This is a genomic window from Planosporangium mesophilum, assembly GCF_016863255.1.
Lineage (GTDB): Bacteria > Actinomycetota > Actinomycetes > Mycobacteriales > Micromonosporaceae > Planosporangium > Planosporangium mesophilum.
Genome location: NZ_BOON01000006.1, coordinates 1 through 20,476, shown reverse-complemented (window position 1 = coordinate 20,476; position 20,476 = coordinate 1). Strand labels below are relative to the sequence as shown.

Here is a 20,476-nt window from a genome sequence, read left to right as displayed (position 1 = left end):
TGCGCGAAAGAGCGCATGACCCCCGAACGTTCACTCGGCCGGAGCGCTCGCCGGCTCGGCCCGTGACCGGCGGGCCCGGCGCAGCCACCACAGTACGGCCAGCGCCGGCACTCCCAGCGCGATCAGCCAGGGCAGCAGCGCACCCAGCACGGTCAGCAGTACCCGTACCGAGGCGGTGAACGAGCGCCAGCCGGCGGCGAGGCCCGCGAGGAACCCGGTGTCGGACTGGTCCGGCGCGGCCTTGCCGGTCGGCGGCCCCAGCAGTACCGCCGTGATCGTGGACAGCGTCGTCTGGTCGTCGAGCGTGCGCTTGCGGGACTTCAACGACTCCAGGTCGGCCTCGCGGCGGGACAGCTCGGACTCCAGGGACACGATCTCGCCGATGGTCTGCGCCCTGGACAGCAGGTCGCGTACCCGGTCGACGCTCGCCTGCCCGGTCGCGATCCGGGCGTCCACGTCGGTCACCTGATCGGTCACGTCCTGGGTGGACAGTTGTCGGCTCTCGTCACGGCCGTCCTTGCCGAGCTTGCTGACGCCTTCCACGACGCTGGTGAAGCGCGCCGACGGTACGCGGAGGGTCAGCCGTGCCTGGGCGCGATCCTTGTCGCTGGTGCGCTCGTCACCGCCGACGAAGCCGCCGGCCGCGGTGGCGAGTCCGCTCACGTCCGAGGCCGCCCGCCCGACGTCGGTGACCTGGATCGTGACGGTACCGGTGAAGATCAGCGCACGGGAGTCGACCGCGAGCTGCGCCGGGGCGCCGGCCCCGGGCTTCGCGGCGTTACCGCCCTGGGCCGGCGCTACCGGCGCGACCCCGGCGGCGTCCTTGGCCTGCGTCCCGGCCTGTCGTTGCGCGCCGGCGCCCGAGCTGCTGGCGTTCGTCGACCCGTTCGACGCACAGCCGGCGGCGACGGCGACGATCGACACGCTGACCAGCGTCGCGACCGCCAACCACCTCGACGAACGTATGACTGACATATGTCCTCCCCGGGTAGGGTCATCAAACGGTGAAGCCGTCCGTCGGACGTGCCCGGCCGTCGCAGCGGTTCCGCCCGGCAGGTATCGGTTTCGATGCGAGGAGGTCACGATGCAATTGACCAAGTTCTCTCACTCGTGCGTACGGCTGGAGCACGACGGGGCCGTCCTCGTGATCGATCCGGGAACCCTCTCCGAGCGGGAGGCGCTCGACGGCGCCGACGCGGTCCTCATCACTCACGAGCACTTCGACCACCTCGACACCGACGCGCTCGCCGACGCGCTCGGCAAGCGGCCGAGCATCGAGGTGTTCACGCACCCGGACGTCATGCCGAAGCTCGCCGCCCTGTCGGGGGTGGTCAACCCGGTGGTCCCAGGGGACGAGTTCAGCGCCGCGGGGCTGCGGCTCCGCGCGTACGGCGGGCTGCACGCGATCATCCATCCGGACCTGCCGCAGGTCGCCAACGTGGGATTCTTCGTCGAGGAGCCGGGCGGCGACGGCGGCTTCTACCACCCGGGGGACTCGTTCGACGTACCGACCGACGCGCGGGTCGACACGCTGTTCGTGCCGGTGGCAGGGCCGTGGATGAAGCTCTCCGAGGCGGTCGAGTTCGTCCGCCAGGTGGCGCCGCGGCGCGCGTACGCCATGCACGACGGGATCCTCAACGACGTCGGCCACATGATCACGACGCAGAACATGAAGAACCTGTCGAAGACCGAGTACGCGCGGCTGGAGCCCGGCCAGCGGATCAGCCTCTAGGCTCCCAACGCATCAGGTTGGCGAACAGTTCCGCCTGCTCGATGGCGTCGTCCAGGGCGTGATGGGTGTGGCGGTGCGCCGACCTCAGCTCCCGGGGCATCGTCCCCTTGGACACCGAGCTGACCGGTACCTTCGCCTTGGTCGCGTAGAGGGTCTTGATGTCGAGGCAGCGGCCGTGGCTGAACACGCTCTCGCCGGTGAAGCGGATCAGGTACCAGTACAGGAACATCCAGTCGTAGCCCGCCGGGTAGCCGACCATGACGGGCCGGCCGTCGACCGCGTTGTCCCGGATCCAGGTGGTCAGCTCGGTCATCGCGCTGGCGGGATCCGTGCCTTCCCGGCGCAGCCGGTCGCGGTCGAGCCCGGAGACGGCCGCGGACTCGGGTACGAAGTCGTCGCTGATCGGCCGCAGCTCCCGGTAGAACGTGCGCTCGCCCGGGTCGAACGCCTCGAAGGTCCGGCGGAACCGCCCGGCCACGGCGACCCCGATGCTGCTCATCGAGTACGGACCCGGGATCGGGCCGTCGGCCTCGATGTCGACGGAGAAGTAGATGTCGGCGTGCATCACAGCCAAGATAGGTGGGTGGATGCCGATCCGCTCGCCGCCGTCGCGGCCGATCTGTACGCGCTGCCGCCGGACGAGTTCGTGGCCGCGCGCGACGAGGCGGCGAAGCGGGCCAGGCGGGCCGGCGACCGCCGGTTGGCCGCTGAGATCGGCAAGCTGCGCCGGCCGACGGTCGGGGGCTGGGCGGTCAACCTGCTCGTACGGGAGCGCCCCGACTTGGTGGAGGAGCTGCTCGAGCTGGGCGAGGCGCTGCGTGCGGCCCAGCGCGAACTGCGCGGCGACGACCTGCGCGAGCTGTCGGTACAGCGCCGGGCCGTGCTCGCCGGGCTCACCCGGGAGGTGATCAAGCTCGCCCGGCGCGACCATCGCCGCGACAACCTGCCGGCCGCCGAGATCGAGGCCACCTTCGGTGCCGCGCTGGCCGACCCGGCGGTGGCGGACCTGGTACGCGCCGGTCGGCTCACCAGGACGGTGACGTACGCCGGGTTCGGCGAGACCCCCCGCCCCCGGCTCCGCCTGGTCCAGGGCGGCGGGGCGGCCGGGGAGGGGGAGCCCGACGAGGCCGGTGTGGCCAACGCCGTGGAGAGCCGGGCCGAGGGGGCCGCCGTGGCCGAACGCCGGGCCGAGCGGAAAGCGGCCGAACGTCGCGCGGAGGAGGCAGCCGAACGTCGCGCGGAGGAGGCAGCCGCCGCCCGGCGCCGGGCCGAGGAGGCTGCCGCCCAGCGCCGCGCCGAGCAGGCCGCCGCCGCCGAGCGCAGGCGGGCGCGGGTCGCGGCGAACCGGGAACTGCTCGCCGCGCGCACCGAACTGGCGGAGGCGGAGGCGGCCCGTGTGCTGGCCGAGCGGTCCGTGACCGCGGCCCGGCGCCGGGTCGAGAAGGCCCGTGCCACAGTGGACCGCCTGGAAGCCGAGGAGCCGCAGGCGTGACGGAAAGCGACCGCACCGGCACAATGGGCCGGTGACTCCCGAGCAGGCTGCGGCGGCCGCCAAGAGTGCGGTACTCGAACTCGGCAGCGCCTTCGGCCATGACCCCCGGACGATGCGCAAGGCGCGCCAGTTGGGCCTGACCGGCTGGGCGTTCTATGTGGCCGGTCGCGCCGGAGCGCTGGGAGACGTGGGTCCGGACACGGCCGCGGCGGCGATGGCGTTCGTCGCGCCCGAGGCGGTACGGGACGGCTGGGAGGCGGCCCGCAAGGTGGCGCCGCCGGTCGAGATCGCCCGGCACAACCTCGCCGAGTGCTGCCGGTGGGGCAGGGAGACGCTGGAGTCGTTCTACGGGCTGAGCCGCCTGGTGGAGTTGGCCGAGCGGGTCGTGGTCGAGGCCGACGCGGCCGGGATGCCGCTGTTCGCCGCGTGGCGGGCGATGCCGGTACCGGAGCGCGCGCCCGGTGCCCGCGCCGCGGTCCTGCTGCACCTGCTGCGCGAACATCGCGGCGGCGCGCACATCCAGGCCGTACGGGCGAGCGCGCTCAGCCCGCTGGAGGCGATCGTGGCCGGGCCCGACGGCGAGTCCGGGGCCACGACGTTCGGCTGGCAGCCGCCGTACCCGTCCTTCGCCCCGCTGCTGCGCAGGCGCGCCTGGGCCGAGGCGCTGACCGACCGGATCGCCGGCCAGGCGTACCGAGCGCTGGAGCCCGACGAGCGGCGGGAACTCGTCGACCTGCTGGAGGCGGCCCGGGAACTGCAGAAAGACCAGCACCGGGAGCGCCAGCCGAACGCGTCGGCGTCGGCCAGGCCGGGCCGGGCGTACGACTGGACCGCCAACCGAGGGCCGGGGTTCCGTAAGGCCGGGCCCTCGACCGACAGCGGCGCCGCCCGGGGAGCGAGCTAGGGCTTGGCGTCCCGGGTCGGGCGGGACCGCAGCTGCTCGACGTAGTCGGCCGGCGCGCCGGCCTGCTCCGCCGCGCTCACCAGCTCGCTCAGGTACCACGCCGTCGGCAGGCCGCCCTCGTACCCGGTGAAGACGTAGATCCACGCGGTCACGTCGCCCTCCAGGGTGGCGACCCGGACGTGGAGCTTGCGATAGGTGCCGGCCGACACGCCCTCGACCTCGTCGAGCTGCTTGGCGTCCTCGGGGTGGACGTCGTAGAGCGCGACGAAGACCCGGTCGCCGGGTGACTCCACGATCGTGGTGACCGCACCCTCCCAGCCGAGGAGGTCACCACCGGCGAAGGTGACTCGCCAGCCCTCGATCCAGCCGACACCCACCATCGGCGATCGGGGGCAGTATGCCCGCATCCGTGCGGGGTCCAGGTTTGAGCCGTACGCGGCGTAATGACGCACGGCGCTGACGATATCGTCCGCCGTCCTCCGGGGAGAATACTGCGGAGCGTGTCGGATCCGATATGTGGCGCGACACCCGTTCCGTCGCTGTCTCGCTACCCTTGAGCCTGTGAATCGCGTTGTGATCATCGGTGGAGGGCCCGCGGGCTACGAGGCGGCGCTGGTGGCCGCGCAGCTCGGGGCGGAGGTGACCGTCGTCGAGCGGGAGGGCGCGGGTGGGGCGTGCGTCCTGCACGACTGCGTGCCGTCGAAGACGTTCATCGCAAGCTCCGACGTGGTGACCGCGTACCGTGACACCGAGGAGTTCGGCATCCACGGCGCGAGCCTCGCCGACGTGCGCGTGGACGCGTCGGTGGTCAACAAGCGGGTGAAGCGGTTGGCCGCCGCGCAGTCGAGCGACATCTGCGCCACGTTGACCAAGGCCGGCGTACGGTTCGTGCAGGGCACCGCCCGCCTCGGCCAGGACACGCTCGGCCACACCCACCGGGTCATGGTGACGCCCGGCAACGGGGACCCGGAGTACCCGATCGACGCCACGACGGTCCTGATCGCGACCGGCGCCACCCCCCGCGAGCTGGCGGACGCCCGCCCCGACGGGGAGCGCATCCTCGACTGGCGGCAGGTGTACGACCTGACGGAGCTGCCCCGGCACCTGATCGTCGTCGGCTCGGGTGTGACCGGTGCCGAGTTCGCCTCCGCCTACCTGGCGATGGGGGTCGAGGTCACGCTGGTGTCCAGCCGGGACCGGGTGATGCCGCACGAGGACCCGGACGCCGCGGTGGTCATCGAGAACGTGTTCCGCTCCCGGGGCATGAAGATCATGGGGCAGGCCCGCGCGTCCGCCGCCCGGCGTACCGCACACGGCGTCGTCGTCGAGATGCAGGACGGCCGCACCGTGGAGGGCTCCCACGTACTGATCGCGGTCGGCGCGATCCCGAACACCTCCGGGCTGGGCCTGGAGGAGTACGGGGTGGAGATCGGCGCTGGCGGGCACGTCGCCGTCGACCGGGTCTCGCGGACGAACGTGCCCGGGATCTACGCCGCCGGTGACTGCACCGGGGTGCTGGCACTGGCGAGCGTCGCCGCGATGCAGGGCCGGATCGCGATGTGGCACGCCCTCGGCGAGGCGGTCTCGCCGCTGAAGCTTCAGATCGTGGCCTCCAACGTGTTCACCGACCCGGAGCTGGCGTCGGTCGGCGCCAGCCAGGCCGCCGTCGACAGCGGGAAGGTGCCCGCGCGTACCGTCATGCTGCCGCTGACCGGCAACGCCCGGGCCAAGATGATGGGCCTGGAGGACGGCTTCGTGAAGCTGTTCTGCCGGCCCGCCTCCGGTCTCGTGGTCGGCGGCGTGGTGGTGGCGCCCAAGGCCAGCGAGCTGATCCTGCCGATCGCGATGGCCGTCGAGAACCACCTCACCGTCGACCAGCTGGCGCACACGATCACGATCTACCCGTCGCTGTCGGGCTCGGTCGCCGAGGCCGCCCGCCAGCTGATGCAGCACGAGTTCGAGTAGCCGCCCCTGCTTCCCCATGATCACGGAAGCGGGAACCGGATGTCGCGCTTGTGGTCCACCACGGCCGCGGCCGAGATGGTCGCCTCGATCGGCAGGAACTCCAGGCAGCGGCGGATGGCCTCGGTGAGTACCGGCCGGGGCACCCGCATCGACATCGTGGCGTGCGGCACCCATACGCCCGGAGCGTACAGCTCCGACAGCTCGATCCCCTCGTCGCGCAGCCGCCGCCATACCTCGGCCTGATGGACCAGCAGGGCGGCGTTCGGCGCCGGCCCGAGGAACAGCACCCGGCCGACGAACTGCCCGGTGTACTGGAACGACAGCGTCAGCGGCGGCGCCGCGGGCAGCCCGGCGAGCGCCTTGGCCACGGTCGGCCCGTCCAGCAGCTCCGCGCCGACCAGCGACAGGTGCGGCCGGTGCCGCGGGCTGATCTGGCGCAGGGTCGGCACGTCGACGGCGGCCAGGGCGTTCCAGAGGACGTGGATGCGGCGCTCCGTGGCCGGGTCGAAGTACAGCTCCAGCGCTGCGGTCAAGGCGACACCTGGCAGGTCGGGCACCAGTACGAGTTGCGTCCGGCCAGCGGTGCCGTCCGTACCGGGCTCTCGCAGACCAGGCACGGCTGGCCGGTGCGGCGGTACACGTACACCTCGCCGCCGTGACGGTCCATCCGCGGTGGTCGGCCCATCGCCTCCGGGGTGTGCGCGACGTGCACCGTGTCGATTCTGCCCACCTCCACCGCGGCCCGCATCAACGCCCGCAGGTCGGCCCAGATCTCCCGCCACGCCTCGGGAGTGAGCGCCCGGCCGGGCATGGTGGGCGGCAGGCCGGCCCGGAAGAGCGCCTCGGTCACGAAAATCAGGCCGGTGCCGGCGACGATCGACTGGTCCAGCAGGAGCGCGGCGATCGGCTTGGTACTGCGCCTGAGCCGGACGTACGCCGTGTCCGGGTCGGCGTCGTCGCGGAGCGGGTCGGCGCCCAACCGCCCGAGCAGCGCCTTGACCTCCGGCGGCGCCAGCACCTCGCAGGCGGCCGGGCCGCGCAGGTCGAGCCAGTGGTCACCGGTGGCCAGCCGCAGCCGGACCTCACCGACCGGTGGCGGCGGCGCGCCCGTCCCGTCGGTGAACTTCCCGTACAGGCCGAGGTGCACATGCAGGGTCAGGTCGTCGCCGTACCGGTGCAGCAGGTGCTTGCCGTGCGCGTCGGTCTCCTCGAGCACCTCGCCCGAGATGAGGGCGGCGCCGGCGGCGAAGCGCCCCTGTGGGCTGGACGCGCTCACACGCTGCCCGCCCAACAGCTCGCGGTGCCGGTCGGCGAGGCGGCGGATGGTGTGTCCCTCGGGCATCGATTGACCGTACCCGCCGGGCCGGCGCGGCCTACCGGCGCGGCGGCGGCCTACAGGGCCGGCTTGTAGAGGAGGTCGGCGTACTGATCGCCGTAGTAGCGCTCCAGCTCCTCGACCGTCTCCGAGGTCTTCTGCACGCTCTTGACGAGCTGCGCGTGGGACGGCAGCACGTCCGGGCTCCAGGTCTCCGGCTTCCACAGCGACGAGCGCATGAACGACTTCTGGCAGTGGAAGAAGATCTGCTCGATCTCCACGACGACGGCGAGCTGGGGCCGGTGGCCCTGCACGATCATCTCGTCGAAGAACGGTGCCTCGCGGACCAGCCTCGCCCGGCCGTTGATCCGCAGCGTCTCGCGGCGGCCGGGGATCAGGTAGAGCAGGCCGACGTGCGGGTTGCTCAGGATGTTGAGGAAGCCGTCGGCGCGCCGGTTGCCCGGACGGTCCGGGATCGCGATCGTGGCGTCGTCGACGACGTACGTGAACCCGGGCGGATCGCCCTTCGGGGAGACGTCGCAGGTGCCGTCCGCTCCGGCCGTGGCGATCAGGCAGAACGGCGAGGCCGCCAGCCACTCCCGGTCGCGTTCGTGCAGCCGTACCCGCTCCTTGGTGACCGCCCGGGGCATCGGCTCACCGAGCAGCTGCCGCAGCTCGCTCGCGGAAGTGATCTCGACGAACTCGGTCGTGTCCACCATGGTGGTCCTCCCCGTGCGGAGCTGTGCTCTCCACTGAGCCTAGCCGTCGAGCAGGATCGATGCGGTGTGAAATATTCCGCGCGCCGTGGAGTCCTGCATCCGGGAGGAGGAGCGGCGGGCCGGGCACCGGCACGTGTACTCGTCACCGCTGGCCAGACGCGGTGACCAGCGGGGACCGATGTCGGCCGAACGAGTGATCAATCTGATCGAGGAGGCGGCCGCGGAGCGCTCCTGACGAGGAATTACCCGTGCGGGGCGACGTATCAGGCTTACGCTCCATTTGTGTTAGTCGTTACGACGGAGAGTCTGCCCGGGTACGAGATCCGCGCGGTACTGGGCGAGGTGCTCGGCGTGACGGCCTGTACCCGCAACCCTTACGTGGCCGGCTTCCGCGCCCTGGACGGCGGTCAGGGCGCGCAGATGGCCCAGGTGCTGGTACAGAGCCGTGCGTCGGCCATCTCACAGATGATCAACGCCGCCCACAGCCGGGGGGCAACCGCGGTGATCGGCATGCGGTTCGACAACCGCGACATCACGGGTAACTGGGTCGAGCTGTGCGCGTACGGGACGGCGGTGGTGGCGGTGCCGATCACCGCCGAGGCGCGCCGGCAGACGGCCAGGACCGCGGCGGAGGAGGTCGCCTAGACCGCCTTGATCGTCACAACGGCGGGGACGTTGTGACGATCAAGGGACGATCACCGAGCTACTTGATCTCGCAGATCACCGTGCCGGCCGGTACGACCTCACCCACGGCCGCGGTCAGGCCGCTCACGGTACCGGCCTTGTGTGCGTTGAGCGGCTGCTCCATCTTCATCGCCTCGAGTACGACGATCGTGTCGCCCTCGGCCACGGTGTCGCCCTCGGCCACCGCGATCTTGATGATCGTGCCCTGCATCGGGCTGGTCAGCGAGTCCCCGCTCGGGGCGCCGGCCTGCTTGCGGCCGGAGCCGCGCTTGCGGGACGCCTTCGGGCCGGCCGCCGCCGCGGGTGCGGCCGCGCCGAAGCCGGCGGGGAGCGAGACCTCCAGGCGCTTGCCGCCCACCTCGACCACGACGGTCTCGCGGGGTTCGGCCTCGGTGTCCGCCCCCGCGCCGCCGGAGAACGGCGGGATCTCGTTGGCGAACTCGGTCTCGATCCAGCGGGTGTGCACCCGGAACGGCTCGTCGGTGAAGGCCTCGTCCCGCACGACCACCCGGTGGAACGGCAGGGCGGTGGCCATGCCGTCGACGACCATCTCGTCGAGCGCGCGGCGGGCCCGCTCGATCGCCTGCCGGCGGTCCTCGCCGCTGATGATGACCTTGGCCAGCAGCGAGTCGAAGTTGCCGCCGATCACGCTGCCGGACTCGATGCCGGTGTCCACGCGTACACCCGGCCCCTCGGGCAGGCGCAGCGCCGTGACGGTGCCGGGGGCCGGCAGGAAGTTGCGGCCGGGGTCCTCGCCGTTGATGCGGAACTCGATGGAGTGGCCGCGCGGGGTCGGGTCGGCGTCGAACCGGAGCTTCTCGCCGTCGGCGACGCGGAACTGCTCGCGTACGAGGTCGATGCCGGCGGTCTCCTCGGTGACCGGGTGCTCGACCTGAAGCCGGGTGTTCACCTCGAGGAACGAGATCGTGCCGTCCACGCCGACGAGGTATTCGACGGTCCCGGCGCCGTGGTAGCCGGCCTCCCGACAGATCGCCTTGGCGCTGGAGTGGATCCGGGCGCGCTGGTCATCGGTGAGGAACGGCGCGGGCGCCTCCTCGACCAGCTTCTGGTGGCGGCGCTGCAGCGAGCAGTCGCGGGTACCGACCACGATCACGTTGCCGTGCTGGTCGGCGAGGACCTGCGCCTCGACGTGGCGGGGGCGGTCGAGGTACCGCTCGACGAAGCACTCGCCGCGGCCGAACGCCGCCACCGCCTCGCGGGTGGCGGACTCGAACAGGGCCGGGATCTCCTCGATCGTGCGGGCCACCTTGAGGCCCCGGCCACCGCCACCGAACGCCGCCTTGATCGCCACCGGCAGGCCGTGCTCCTGCGCGAACGCGACGATCTCGTCGGCTCCGCCGACCGGCTCGGACGTACCGGGTACCAGCGGCGCGCCGGCGCGCTGGGCGATGTGCCGGGCGGTCACCTTGTCGCCCAGGTCCCGGATCGCCTGCGGGGTGGGGCCGATCCAGGTCAGCCCCGCGTCGATGACGGCCTGGGCGAAGTCGGCGTTCTCGGACAGGAAGCCGTAGCCGGGGTGCACGGCGTCGGCGCCGGCCTTGGCCGCGACGTCGAGGAGCTTGTCGATGCGAAGGTACGAGTCGGCGGCACTGTCGCCGCCCAGTGCGTACGCCTCGTCGGCGAACCGGACGTGCAGCGCGTCGCGGTCCGGGTCGGCGTACACGGCGACGCTGGCCAGGCCCGCGTCCTTGCAGGCCCGGATCACCCGGACGGCGATCTCACCCCGGTTGGCGATGAGTACCTTGCGCACCTGGACGCTCCTCCCGCTGCTGAGACGGCCTGAAGGCAGCGTCGTCGTGCCTGACCGACCGTTATGCCGCGCAGTTTAGCCAAGCTTCCGGTCGTCCAAATGCGGCCGACATCACCTTCCGGCGATGACATTCGCGACAGTCGCCGTCCTGATGACGATCGTGACGTCACGGATTAGTAAAATTTGGCTATAAGCTAGTCGGGTGTCAACAACGCGACTGATGATTCTCGGTCTGGTGAAGTGGCTCCAGCCGGTCCACGGCTACGACGTGCGCCGCGAGCTGATGAGCTGGGGCGTGGACCAGTGGGCCAACATCCAGCCGGGCTCGATCTACCACGCGCTGCGGAAACTGGCAGAAGAAGGCCTGCTCGCCGAGGTGGCCACCGAGCAGGTGGGCGGCCGACCGGCCCGGACCACGTACCGGGTGACCCGGGCCGGTGACCAGGAGTTCCAGGAGCTGCTGCGCCGGTACTGGTGGGAGTACCAGGATCCGTTCGACCCGTTCGGAGCGGCCTTCTCGTACCTGCCGGCGCTGCCCCGGCGTGAAGCGGTGGCGGCACTGCGCAACCGGGTGCGCCTGCTGGAGGCGAGGATCGAGCCGATGCGGGCGCTGCTCGCCGGTGAGCCGGAGTGGTCGAAGTACAAACCGGCACACGTGACCTGGATGGCCGAGCTCACGGTCGCCCGCGCCGAGGCGGAGATCGCCTGGTGCGGTCGGATAGCCGACCGGATCGCCGCCGGCGAGGGCTGGCACGACAGCGAGGTCGACCAGGCGGAGTTCGGGCGGCGCTGGCGGGCGGCGATCGCCGATGAGTTCGGCCCGGGACCTGTCGAGAAATAGTCAAACTTGACTAGCAGAACGATGTCGCGATAGCTTCCGTCCGTCGCAATATGGCGTCATCATGACATCATCGCGGCGTCGCGCAGCGGGGGGACCGCCGGCGCGCCCGTCACGAGACAGGCGGAGGCCGAAATGATCATCGAGACAAAGGAGCTGCGGAAGTCGTTCCGCGGCCGCAAGACGACGGTGGAGGCGGTACGCGGGGTCGACCTCGTGGTCGAGGAGGGCGAGATCTTCGGTTTCCTCGGGCCTAACGGCGCGGGTAAGACGACGACCCTGCGCATGCTGGCGACGCTGCTGGAGCCGGACGGCGGCGAGGCCACGGTCGCCGACGCCGACCTGCGGCGGTCGCCGGGCGAGGTGCGTCGGCGCATCGGGTACGTGGCTCAGGGCGGCTGCACCTGGGACGAGGTGAGCGCCCGCGAGGAGCTGGTCTACCAGGCCCGCCTGTACGGGGTGGACAAGGCCGAGGCCCGGCGCCGCGCCGAGCACGCGATCAAGGCGTTCCAGCTGGACGCCTTCGCCGACCGGCCGTGCAAGACCTACTCCGGGGGGCAGCGCCGCCGCGTCGACATCGCGCTCGGCGTGATCCACCAGCCGCGCGTGGTCTTCCTGGACGAGCCGACCACCGGCCTGGACCCGCAGAGTCGCGCGCACATGTGGGACGAGGTACGGCGGCTGCGCGACGAGGGTATGACCGTCTTCATCACCACGCACTACCTGGATGAGGCGGACGCGCTCTGCGACCGCATCGCGATCATGGACCACGGCCAGCTGGTCGCCGAGGGTACGTCCGCCGAGCTCAAGCGCGAGATCGCCGGGGACGTGGTGACCGTCGGGCTCAACGGGGCGACCCCGGGGGCCGCCGCGCTGCTGCAGGGGGAGTCCTACGTCAACCGGCTGGAGACCATCGACAACGGCCTGCGCCTGTACGTCGACGCCGGTGCCACCGCGATCCCGCAGATCCTGCGCTCCCTGGACGGCGCGGGGCTGGCGCTCGGCTCGATCGAGCTGCACCGCCCCAGCCTCGACGACGTGTTCCTGGCCAAGACCGGCCGATCCCTGCGCGACAGCGGCGAAGGAGCCTGAGATGAAACTCGTCCGGGACACCTGGATGGTGTTCACCCGCCAGATGACGCTCGTGCTGCGCAACCCGGTCTGGTTGATCGTCGGGTTGATGCAGCCGCTGTACTTCCTGCTGCTGTTCGGGCCGCTGCTCAAGGGCGCGCTGCGGATGAGCGCCGAGGACGCGTACCGGTTCTTCGTGCCCGGCCTGCTGGTCCAGCTCGCCATGTTCGGCACGCTGTTCGTCGGCTTCGGCCTGATCGCCGAGCTGCGGGCGGGCGTCATCGAGCGGATGCGGGTGACCCCGGTCAGCCGCCTCGCGCTGCTGCTGGGCCGGTCCCTGCGGGACGTGGTCACGCTGCTGGTACAGGCGGCCCTGCTGACCGTACTGGCGCTGCCCTTCGGGCTGTCGGTACGTGCCGGCGATCTGTTCCTCGCGTTCGCGCTGCTCGCCCTGATCGCGCTGATGCTGTCGGCGGTGTCCTACGCGCTGGCGCTCAAGTTGCGCAGCGAGGACGCGCTGGCGCCGCTGATGAACGCGGTCAGCATGCCGATCCTGCTGCTGTCCGGGATCCTGCTGCCGCTGAGCGGCTGGCTGAAGACCGTCGGGGAGTGGAACCCGTTCACGTACGCGGTGAACGCGTCCCGGGCGCTGTTCGCCGGCGACCCGGGCAACGCCAACGTCTGGAAGGCGCTCGTCATCGTGTCCGTACTGGCGGTCGCCGCCGCGGCCTGGGCGGCCCGGTCGTTCGCCCGCAGTGTGCGCTGAACCCTGCTGACCCGGGCACGACCGTGGACGGCTAGCGTCTCCGGTCGTGCCCCGTGTGCTGGTCCGTGATCGCCTGACCTGGTTGACCTACGCACAGCTGGCCGCGTGGGCCTATTTTCTGTACGGCTTCAGCCCGGTGGTACCGCTGCTGCGCGACGAGCAGCACACCAGCAGGGCGGTCGCGAGCCTGCACGGCGTCGCGTTCGCGCTCGGGGGCCTGATCAGTGGCGCGCTGCTACCGCCGCTGGTACGCCGGTTCGGCCGCGCCGCCGTGATCTGGGGCGGCCTGCTCGGTGTCTGCGTCTCCGCGGCCGGACTGCTGCTGTCGCACGCCCTGCCGGCGACCCTGTCCTGGGCGGCTCTCGCGTCGACGGCCGGCGGTCTGGTCGTCAACGGCGTCACCGCCGCGCTCGCCGACCATCACGGTCCGGGCGGCCCGGCCGCCATCAGCGAGGCCAACGCCGGTGCCGCCGCGATCGGTGTGGTCGCCCCGCTCATCGTCGGCTCGAGCGTCGCGGCCGGCCTGGGCTGGCGGCCCGGGATCGCCGCCGTGGTCGCCGTGGTCGTCGCGATCGCCGCGTTCGCGTTGCTGACCCGGGTACGCCTACCGGCGGTCCAGCTCCAGGACTCCCCGGCGACCGGCCGGCTGCCGGGGCGGTTCTGGCTGGTGTGGGCGAGCCTGCTCGCCACCGGCTCGGTGGAGGTCTGCCTCAACCTCTGGGTGGCGGACGTCCTGCGTACCCATGCGCACGTCAGCCCGGCCGGCGCGACGGCCGCGGTCTCGACCCTGCTCGGCGGCATGTTCGTGGGTCGGCTCGTCGGCAGCCGGCTGGTGGCGCGCCTGCCCGGCGCCGCCGTCATGCTCGGCGCGCTCGCGCTCAGCGCCGTCGGCTTCGCGATCTTCTGGCCGGCGACCGCTCCGTGGCTGGCGCTGACCGGGCTGGTCGTCACCGGCCTGGGCATCGCGCTGCTGTACCCGCTGGGCATGGCGCTCGCGGTCCAGCACTCGGGCGGCCAGCCCGACCTGGCGGCGTCGCGCACCTCGTACGCGGTGGGGGTGTCCTTCGGGGTGGCCCCGTTCGCGCTCGGGTCGGTCGCCGACCGGGTCGGCCCGCACCTGGCGTTCCTGCTGGTACCGGCGTTCCTGGCGATGTCGGCGCTGGCCATCGTGACGCTGCGGAACCGGGTAGCGGCCGCGCAGCCCGCGCTCGCGCCGACCCTGGACTGAGTCAGCCCGCCCGCCACAGACTGATCAGCTCGGTCCCCAGCTCGGACAGCATCCGGCGCAGCAGCGGCAGGGACAGCCCGATGACCGTACCCGGGTCGCCCTCGATCCGGTCGACGAAAGCGCCGCCGAACCCGTCGATGGTGAACGCGCCCGCGACGCGCAGGGGTTCGCCGGTCGCCACGTACGCGGCGATCTCGGTGTCGGTGAGGTCGGCAAAGTGGACCTTGGTCGACGCGACCGCGGCCGCGCTGTCGCCGGTCCGCGCGTCGATGAGGCAGTGCCCGGTGTGCAGCACTCCGGACCGGCCGCGCATGGCCCGCCACCGGCGTACCGCGTCGTCGGCGTCGGTCGGCTTACCGAGGATCTGACCGTCGAAGGCCAGCACGGAGTCGCAGCCGAGGACGAGCACCCGGTCGGGCTCGGGGCCGGAGTCGGGCCGGGCCGCGACCGCTTCGGGGCCGAGCCGGGCCGCCACCGCTTCGGGGCCGAGTCGGGCCGCCACCGCTTCCGCCTTGAGTCGGGCGAGTATCCCGCTGAGCGCCTCCGGCCCGTCCGCCTGAACCACCGACTCGTCGACGCCGCTGACGACGACCTCGGCCGGGATGCCCGCCGACTTCAGCAGTTGCAGGCGGGCCGGGCTCTGCGAGGCCAGTACCAATCTGGTCATGTCGTCCATACTCCTCGCCTGGATCTTGGACACGTATGGGGCCCACGGGTCGCACACGTGTCCAAGATCATGGCTTACGGGCGACGGCGCCGACGGGACGGGCCGCGCTTGCCGGTGGTCGCGGCCGGTGCCGGCTGCGTCGCCTCGGGCAGGCTGCCGACCGGCGACACCGTGCCGCGGCGGATGCCGATCTGGCGCATCACGTGGTAGACGACGACCGCGGCGACCGAGCCGAGCGCGATGCCGTTGAACATCAGGTTGCCGATCTTCCATGCGAAGTCGGCGATACCGATGATCAGCGCGACGGCCGCCGTCATCAGGTTGGCCGGATTGGTGAAGTCGACCCGCGCCTGTACCCAGATGCGCGCGCCGAGCACGCCGATCAGGCCGTACAGGACCACCGTCGCGCCGCCCAGCACGCCGGGCGGGATCGTGTTGATGAGCGCCCCGAACTTCGGGGAGAGCCCGAGCAGCAAGGCGACCATGCCGGCCACCCAGTACGCCGCGGTGGAGTACACCCGGGTCGCCGCCATGACGCCGATGTTCTCCGCGTACGTGGTGGTACCCGAGCCGCCGCCGGCCCCGGCAAGCGCGGTGGCGAGGCCGTCACCGACGAACGCGCGGCCGATCAGGTGGTCCAGCGGCCGCCCGGTCATCGACGCCACCGCCTTGACGTGACCCACGTTCTCCGCGATCAGCACCAGGACGACGGGCACGAACAGGACGATCACGCCGAGGTCGAAGCTCGGGGCGGTGAAGTCGGGCAGGCCCACCCAGGCCGCCTTGCGTACGGCCGTGAAGTCGAGCTGGCCCTGGATCGCCGCGGCGAGGTACCCGGCGATCACGCCGACCAGGATCGACAACCGCCCCAGGAGCCCTGAGAAGACGACCGTGACCAGCAGGATCACCACGAGCGTCACCAGCGCGGTGACCGGCTGCTTGACGAAGTTGGACTTGGCGACCGGAGCCAGGTTGAGCCCGATCAGCGCGACGATCGCGCCGGTGACGACCGGGGGCATGAGCCACTCGATCCAGCCCGTACCGGCCTTGTGCACGATGAGGCCGACCACCGCGAAGAGCAGGCCGGTCACCACGATGCCGCCGAGCGCCGTCGCCTTGCCGTGCGCGGTCGTCGCCGCGACCACCGGTGCGATGAACGCGAAGCTGGATCCGAGGTAGCTGGGCAGCTTGTTCCGGGTGATCAGCAGGAAGAGGATGGTCCCGATACCGGAGAAGAACAGCGTCGTCGCCGGCGGGAAGCCGGTGAGCAGGGGGACCAGGAACGTCGCGCCGAACATGGCGAGCACGTGCTGCGCGCCGATGCCGATCGTGCGTGGCCAGCTCAGCCGCTCGTCGGGGGCGACCACCTCACCGGGGCGGATGTGCCGCCCGTCGCCATGCAACCGCCAGTTCAAGTCGATCATCCTGCCGCCTCCGCACTATGCTGCGCGGCAGCGTAGCGGCTGTTCGCGGCCGCGTGTCAGCAGGGCCATCCCGAGATCCGCGCAGAGTGTCACTCTTTGCGGCTTCGCGGACGTGCGAGGTCGCAATATGTGACACTTTGCATAGATTCAGGCAGGCAGCCCGGAGGCGCGCCACGCACCGGGGCCCGAACGCAGCGGTACGCCGGGCAGCGCGCTCGCGCGCCACCGGGACCGGGTCGCCGGTGCTTCCGGTACCGCGGCGGGGCGTCGCAGCAGCACGCCCACCAGCGCCGCCAGTTCCTCAGGCGTCGGGGTCCCGCGCACCACCCGAATCGCCGGAGTCGTCTCGTCGGCCACCTGACCTCCCGAAATGTGTTCGCGTGGCACGGCCCCCGATGGGCCGCGGACGCGCATACTCGACCTTATCGAGGCATTCAACCTGATGCGGAGCAGGGCGCCCATGCTGCTCGCCGTCGTCGTCGGCGGCCTGCTGGGCGCCCTGGTCGCCGTTCCGGTGCGCCCGGCGCGCGCCGGGGACACGACCCCCTACTCGTCGTCGGCGGCGACCCGGTACCAGGTGACCTTCGCGGCCCGCTCCTGTGGCTCCTACGCCGAGGTGGCCGTGGGCCGGGCCCGCGGTGACGTGGGGGAGATGCTCAGCCGGGGCGACGCCGGGGAGACCCTGAGCAGGCCCGGGCGCGACAGCCCGTACCGGGCCGGTCAGCCGGTCGATCCCAGCGTCGAGGACGGCATCGACAGCGGCTGCGCCGACCTGCCCGGCTGGCGGTTCACCCTGGGCTCGGCGCATGAGCGCAAGGGCCGGTACTCGACGGTGACCGGGCGGCCGTTCACGACACCGCCGACCAGGGACTGGACGCCCCGGCTGGACCCGACCGGCCGGGACACCGGCGGCTTGCTGGCCGGTGGGGTCACCGTCGCGCTCAGTGACGAGCAGATCGCCCTGGCGGCCCGGCGCCAACTGTGGGTACAGGGCGGCACGCCCGACCGGCCGGTCGGCGACGGGTCCGGGTTCGGCGCCCTGCGCTGCGCCGTCGACGGGCGGACCGCCGGCAATCTCCAGTGGTTGTCGTTCCCGTCCGGAGTCCGGCACGTCTTCTGTTACGCGTACTACGTCAAGGGCGCCGCCGCGGGCGGCACCGTCACGGTGCGGATGCGCACCACCCGGCCGGTCGGTTACCCCCAGCCGGTGCCGTTCGTGTCCGGGCTGACCAACGCCACCGACGGGCAGTTCTCACTGGCCGGCTCCGGCGAACCGGTCGAGGCGTCGTTCACCCGGCCGCCCGCGTCGTACCAGGTGACGCCCCGGGTGCCGGCCGGCTGGCGGGTGGCCGGGGTCACCTGCGGCGCCAGCCGATCGGACGGACGGTCGGCGGCGAGCAGGTCGTCGGTGGACGCGGCCACCGCCACGGCGTCGGTGGCGCTCGCGGCCGGTGACACCGTGCTCTGCACGTACTCGATGGAGCCACCGGCGCTGCCGCGCGGCCTGAGCCTGAAGCTCTTCGGTGCCGGAGCGGGTGGCGCGTTCGGGCTCGCCGTCGTCGGCGGGTCCACCCGGCAGAACCTCACGGCCACGACCGACGCCGACGGCACGGCGGTGTCGGCGAGCGGCGCCGACCTCACCGCGCTGCCCCCCGGCCGCTACACCGTGACCGTCACGCCGCCGCCGGCGCAGGCGCCACAGTGGACGGTAGCGGGAGCGCTCTGTAACGGCGCCACGGTCGGCGTGGATGCGATGACCGTCAAGGTCGACCTGGTGGCCGGCGTCGGGCTGGAGTGCGTGTTGCGGCTGGCCCGCAAGGCGCCGGCGCTGCGACTCGCGGTCGTCACCGCCGACGGCGTCGCGGGCGCGGCCTTCGCGGTGGTCCCGGTCGACAGCGTGGGCGGCGGCTGGTGGGCGGCGGCCAACACCACCGGGTACGGGGTACCGGCGGCCGCCGCCGGGGACGTACCCCGGGATCCGGGGTTCGGCGGCTACCTGCTCACCGCGGTGCCGCCCCGGTCCACGCTCACGACCGCGTGGCGGCTGGCCTCGCTGAGCTGTGACTCCGCCGCCGAGGCGGTGGCCGACGGTACCGTGCGCGTCTCGCTCACGCCAGGCGGTCCGGAGCCGACGTGCACCGCCTCGTACCGGCCGGAGCCGACCACGCGCCTGCGGGTGACGCTGCGGGCGACCGGTGCGCGGTCGGGTCGCCAGGAGCCGGCCGTCGTAGAGGTGTCCTGTGCGGACGGATCGGGCGGGCGGGTGGTGCTCGACCCGGCCGCGGACGGGCCGGCGAACCTGCCGGAGCCGCTCGCGTTCCTGGAGCCCACCGACTGCGTGGTCAGCCAGCCCGCGACCGGCGCCGCGCGTACCAGCACGGTGAAGGCCTCCGCCCTGCGGGAACCGGCCTCCGGAGGCGAACCGTCGGAGTTGCCGTCCCCCGTGGGCGTGACCCGCGACGTGCCGGAGTACGGCGTCACCGTGACCGACGAGTTCAGCGCCCCGCTGGCGGTGGTGGCCGGCAGCACGTACCTGGAGGAGATTCGCGGCCTGTTGCCGATCATATTGGTCGGTAGTGGGGTCTTCGTATTAGGTGGAATCATTCTTATCGGGGTACTTCTGCGTCGCCGGTCCGTGTGACGCAGTCAGCCGCGCCGGTGACGGTGACGCATGCCTTTGGTCGAAACCGGGTATCTTCCTCGGGATGTCGGTCACGCAACCTCTACTAGCCGAGCGGTACCGGCTTGTCCGGTCGCTCGGTCAGGGCGGCATGGGTCGGGTCTGGCTCGCGCGTGACGAGGTGCTGCACCGCGACGTCGCCATCAAGGAGGTCGTCCCGCCGGAGGGGCTGACCGCGCAGGAACGCGACGAGATGCGCCGGCGTACGTTGCGCGAGGCCCGCGCGGCCGCGCGGCTCAACCACCCCAGCGTCGTCCGCGTCTACGACGTCGTGCGCACCGATATGCATCCGTGGATCGTGATGGAGTACGTGCCGTCGCGGTCGCTGCACGAGGTGATCAACGAGGACGGCACACTGCCGCCCGCCCGGGTCGCGCGGATCGGGCTTCAGGTGCTCGGCGCGCTGCGCGCCGCCCACCGGGCCGGCGTCCTGCATCGTGACGTGAAGCCCAGCAACGTGCTCCTCACCGACGACGGCCGGGTGGTGCTGACCGACTTCGGGTTGGCGACCATGGCCGGTGACGCGACGGTGACGAGACCGGGCATGGTGCTCGGCTCGCCGGCGTACATCGCGCCCGAGCGGGCCCGCCAGGGCATCACCGGGCCGGAGTCGGACCTGTGGTCGCTGGGCGCGACGCTGTACGCGGCCGTCGAGGGCAGCTCGCCCTACCAGCGGTCGTCAGCGATCGAGACGCTGACCGCGCTGGTGACGGAGGAGCCGCCGCCGGCGCGTAACGCGGGCCCGCTGAAGTCTGTCCTGAATGGACTGCTGCGCAAGGATCCGGAGAGCCGTATCGACGCCGAGGAGGCCGAGCGGCTGCTGCGCCGGGCCGCCGGCGGCGGTTTCGCCTCCCGGATGTGGCTGGTACCCAAACCCCGCCGGAGCCAGGCGCGCCCGCCGAAGGCCGAACCGGTGTCGCCGCCCGTGCCGCTGGCTGCCGAGCCGCCCGTGCCGCCGGCTGCAGAGCCGCCCGTGCCGCCGGCCGCCTCCGCGCCGGCGCCGTCCGCGGCGGATCCGGCGCCCTCCGCTCCGCCGGCGACGGTCTCCGCGTCGGCACCCGTTCCGGCGCCCGTTTCAAAGCCCGTGGAGCCGCCCGCTGCGGCGCCCGCTCCGGTGCCCGTTTCAAAGCCCGCTGCGGCGCCTGCGAAGGTGGCCACACCCGAGAAGACGACCCCGCCCGCGAAGGCGGCCCCGGCCGCCGAACCGGCCGACCGTCCCG

The 20,476-nt window shown here is 72.2% G+C and carries 21 protein-coding genes and 1 pseudogene; 12 read left to right on the top strand and 10 right to left on the bottom strand.

The window, feature by feature from the left end; genetic code table 11:
* Positions 1 to 30 precede the first annotated feature (30 nt).
* Positions 31 to 975 (bottom strand): DUF4349 domain-containing protein, encoded by a 945-nt coding sequence (locus Pme01_RS03865; protein WP_168112630.1) that lies wholly within the window; start codon positions 973 to 975, stop codon positions 31 to 33.
* A gap of 109 nt (positions 976 to 1,084) precedes the next feature.
* Between Pme01_RS03865 and Pme01_RS03860 the strand changes: the two genes are divergently transcribed.
* Positions 1,085 to 1,732 carry an MBL fold metallo-hydrolase gene (locus Pme01_RS03860; RefSeq protein ID WP_168112631.1) on the top strand — a complete coding sequence of 216 codons (648 nt, stop codon included), beginning with the start codon at positions 1,085 to 1,087 and terminating at the stop codon, positions 1,730 to 1,732.
* Here Pme01_RS03860 and Pme01_RS03855 read toward each other — a convergent pair.
* The gene (locus Pme01_RS03855; RefSeq protein ID WP_168112632.1) at positions 1,722 to 2,297 is read right to left on the bottom strand and encodes a 3'-5' exonuclease; all 576 of its coding nucleotides are present in this window, start codon (positions 2,295 to 2,297) and stop codon (positions 1,722 to 1,724) included. The genes Pme01_RS03860 and Pme01_RS03855 overlap by 11 nt on opposite strands.
* 18 nt (positions 2,298 to 2,315) lie before the next feature.
* Between Pme01_RS03855 and Pme01_RS03850 the strand changes: the two genes are divergently transcribed.
* Together Pme01_RS03850 and Pme01_RS03845 are read left to right on the top strand one after the other, a co-directional pair.
* Entirely contained in the window at positions 2,316 to 3,224 is a 909-nt protein-coding gene (locus Pme01_RS03850) for a hypothetical protein (protein WP_203935420.1), read from the top strand.
* 31 nt (positions 3,225 to 3,255) lie between these two features.
* Positions 3,256 to 3,975 (top strand): annotated as a pseudogene (locus tag Pme01_RS03845) (SCO6745 family protein); the annotation flags it as partial.
* Positions 3,976 to 4,124: 149 nt separating this feature from the next.
* On the opposite strand, the gene Pme01_RS03840 reads toward Pme01_RS03845, so the two are convergent.
* Positions 4,125 to 4,580: a gamma-glutamylcyclotransferase gene (locus Pme01_RS03840; RefSeq protein WP_168112633.1), complete on the bottom strand. Its 456-nt coding sequence runs from the start codon at positions 4,578 to 4,580 to the stop codon at positions 4,125 to 4,127.
* Positions 4,581 to 4,689: 109 nt separating this feature from the next.
* On the opposite strand from Pme01_RS03840, the gene Pme01_RS03835 reads away from it, so the two are divergent.
* Positions 4,690 to 6,093: an NAD(P)H-quinone dehydrogenase gene (locus tag Pme01_RS03835; RefSeq protein WP_168112634.1), complete on the top strand. Its 1,404-nt coding sequence runs from the start codon at positions 4,690 to 4,692 to the stop codon at positions 6,091 to 6,093.
* Between the two features lie 20 nt (positions 6,094 to 6,113).
* Here Pme01_RS03835 and Pme01_RS03830 read toward each other — a convergent pair whose 3' ends face one another.
* Genes Pme01_RS03830 through Pme01_RS03820 form a run of 3 tightly spaced genes read right to left on the bottom strand, consistent with a single transcriptional unit; the run spans position 6,114 to position 8,127 of the window.
* Complete coding sequence (locus tag Pme01_RS03830; protein WP_168112635.1) at positions 6,114 to 6,626, bottom strand: 2'-5' RNA ligase family protein; 513 nt, start codon at positions 6,624 to 6,626, stop codon at positions 6,114 to 6,116.
* On the bottom strand, positions 6,623 to 7,435 hold the full coding sequence (locus Pme01_RS03825; RefSeq protein ID WP_168112636.1) for an Fpg/Nei family DNA glycosylase: 813 nt from the start codon (positions 7,433 to 7,435) through the stop codon (positions 6,623 to 6,625). The genes Pme01_RS03830 and Pme01_RS03825 overlap by 4 nt, the downstream gene beginning before the upstream one ends.
* Before the next feature lie 50 nt (positions 7,436 to 7,485).
* Positions 7,486 to 8,127: a pyridoxamine 5'-phosphate oxidase family protein gene (locus Pme01_RS03820; RefSeq protein WP_168112637.1), complete on the bottom strand. Its 642-nt coding sequence runs from the start codon at positions 8,125 to 8,127 to the stop codon at positions 7,486 to 7,488.
* An 85-nt stretch (positions 8,128 to 8,212) separates the two neighbouring features.
* Here Pme01_RS03820 and Pme01_RS03815 point away from each other — a divergent pair, with 85 nt between their 5' ends.
* On the top strand, positions 8,213 to 8,362 hold the full coding sequence (locus Pme01_RS03815) for a hypothetical protein (RefSeq protein ID WP_168112638.1): 150 nt from the start codon (positions 8,213 to 8,215) through the stop codon (positions 8,360 to 8,362).
* Between the two features lie 47 nt (positions 8,363 to 8,409).
* The gene (locus Pme01_RS03810) at positions 8,410 to 8,772 is read left to right on the top strand and encodes a YbjQ family protein (protein WP_168112639.1); all 363 of its coding nucleotides are present in this window, start codon (positions 8,410 to 8,412) and stop codon (positions 8,770 to 8,772) included.
* Between the two features lie 58 nt (positions 8,773 to 8,830).
* On the opposite strand, the gene Pme01_RS03805 is transcribed toward Pme01_RS03810, so the two are convergent.
* Positions 8,831 to 10,582, bottom strand: coding sequence for an acetyl/propionyl/methylcrotonyl-CoA carboxylase subunit alpha (locus Pme01_RS03805; protein ID WP_168112640.1), 1,752 nt, complete (start codon positions 10,580 to 10,582; stop codon positions 8,831 to 8,833).
* A gap of 202 nt (positions 10,583 to 10,784) precedes the next feature.
* Between Pme01_RS03805 and Pme01_RS03800 the strand changes: the two genes are divergently transcribed.
* From Pme01_RS03800 to Pme01_RS03785, 4 genes are all read left to right on the top strand, one after another.
* Positions 10,785 to 11,423: a PadR family transcriptional regulator gene (locus Pme01_RS03800; RefSeq protein WP_239088009.1), complete on the top strand. Its 639-nt coding sequence runs from the start codon at positions 10,785 to 10,787 to the stop codon at positions 11,421 to 11,423.
* 135 nt (positions 11,424 to 11,558) lie between these two features.
* Entirely contained in the window at positions 11,559 to 12,512 is a 954-nt protein-coding gene (locus Pme01_RS03795) for an ATP-binding cassette domain-containing protein (RefSeq protein WP_168113367.1), read from the top strand.
* A 1-nt stretch (position 12,513) separates the two neighbouring features.
* A complete protein-coding gene (locus tag Pme01_RS03790; protein ID WP_168112641.1) occupies positions 12,514 to 13,257 on the top strand; it encodes an ABC transporter permease in 744 nt (247 codons plus the stop codon).
* Between the two features lie 46 nt (positions 13,258 to 13,303).
* Entirely contained in the window at positions 13,304 to 14,485 is a 1,182-nt protein-coding gene (locus tag Pme01_RS03785) for an MFS transporter (RefSeq protein ID WP_168112642.1), read from the top strand.
* A 1-nt stretch (position 14,486) separates the two neighbouring features.
* Here the strand turns inward: Pme01_RS03785 and Pme01_RS03780 are convergent, their stop codons facing one another.
* The 3 genes from Pme01_RS03780 to Pme01_RS03770 all read right to left on the bottom strand — a co-directional run bounded on the left by Pme01_RS03780 (position 14,487) and on the right by Pme01_RS03770 (position 16,933).
* Complete coding sequence (locus Pme01_RS03780; protein WP_168112643.1) at positions 14,487 to 15,161, bottom strand: Maf family protein; 675 nt, start codon at positions 15,159 to 15,161, stop codon at positions 14,487 to 14,489.
* Positions 15,162 to 15,226: 65 nt separating this feature from the next.
* Positions 15,227 to 16,576: a uracil-xanthine permease family protein gene (locus tag Pme01_RS03775; protein WP_168112644.1), complete on the bottom strand. Its 1,350-nt coding sequence runs from the start codon at positions 16,574 to 16,576 to the stop codon at positions 15,227 to 15,229.
* A gap of 147 nt (positions 16,577 to 16,723) precedes the next feature.
* Positions 16,724 to 16,933 (bottom strand): acyl-CoA carboxylase subunit epsilon, encoded by a 210-nt coding sequence (locus Pme01_RS03770; RefSeq protein ID WP_239088008.1) that lies wholly within the window; start codon positions 16,931 to 16,933, stop codon positions 16,724 to 16,726.
* An 85-nt stretch (positions 16,934 to 17,018) separates the two neighbouring features.
* Here Pme01_RS03770 and Pme01_RS03765 point away from each other — a divergent pair, with 85 nt between their 5' ends.
* Together Pme01_RS03765 and Pme01_RS03760 are read left to right on the top strand one after the other, a co-directional pair.
* The gene (locus Pme01_RS03765) at positions 17,019 to 19,217 is read left to right on the top strand and encodes a prealbumin-like fold domain-containing protein (protein WP_168112646.1); all 2,199 of its coding nucleotides are present in this window, start codon (positions 17,019 to 17,021) and stop codon (positions 19,215 to 19,217) included.
* Between the two features lie 64 nt (positions 19,218 to 19,281).
* Positions 19,282 to 20,476: serine/threonine-protein kinase (locus Pme01_RS03760; protein WP_203935419.1), on the top strand; the 1,195-nt coding region annotated here is incomplete at its 3' end.

What these genes read in the sequence shown, in the direction of transcription:
- Pme01_RS03775 (WP_168112644.1), bottom strand. Translation starts at nt 16,576, where the DNA reads ATGATCGACTTGAACTGGCGGTTGCATGGCGACGGGCGGCACATCCGC.
- Pme01_RS03865 (WP_168112630.1), bottom strand. Translation starts at nt 975, where the DNA reads ATGTCAGTCATACGTTCGTCGAGGTGGTTGGCGGTCGCGACGCTGGTC.
- Pme01_RS03855 (WP_168112632.1), bottom strand. Translation starts at nt 2,297, where the DNA reads ATGCACGCCGACATCTACTTCTCCGTCGACATCGAGGCCGACGGCCCG.
- Pme01_RS03780 (WP_168112643.1), bottom strand. Translation starts at nt 15,161, where the DNA reads ATGGACGACATGACCAGATTGGTACTGGCCTCGCAGAGCCCGGCCCGC.
- Pme01_RS03860 (WP_168112631.1), top strand. Translation starts at nt 1,085, where the DNA reads ATGCAATTGACCAAGTTCTCTCACTCGTGCGTACGGCTGGAGCACGAC.
- Pme01_RS03825 (WP_168112636.1), bottom strand. Translation starts at nt 7,435, where the DNA reads ATGCCCGAGGGACACACCATCCGCCGCCTCGCCGACCGGCACCGCGAG.
- Pme01_RS03765 (WP_168112646.1), top strand. Translation starts at nt 17,019, where the DNA reads ATGCGGAGCAGGGCGCCCATGCTGCTCGCCGTCGTCGTCGGCGGCCTG.
- Pme01_RS03820 (WP_168112637.1), bottom strand. Translation starts at nt 8,127, where the DNA reads ATGGTGGACACGACCGAGTTCGTCGAGATCACTTCCGCGAGCGAGCTG.
- Pme01_RS03790 (WP_168112641.1), top strand. Translation starts at nt 12,514, where the DNA reads ATGAAACTCGTCCGGGACACCTGGATGGTGTTCACCCGCCAGATGACG.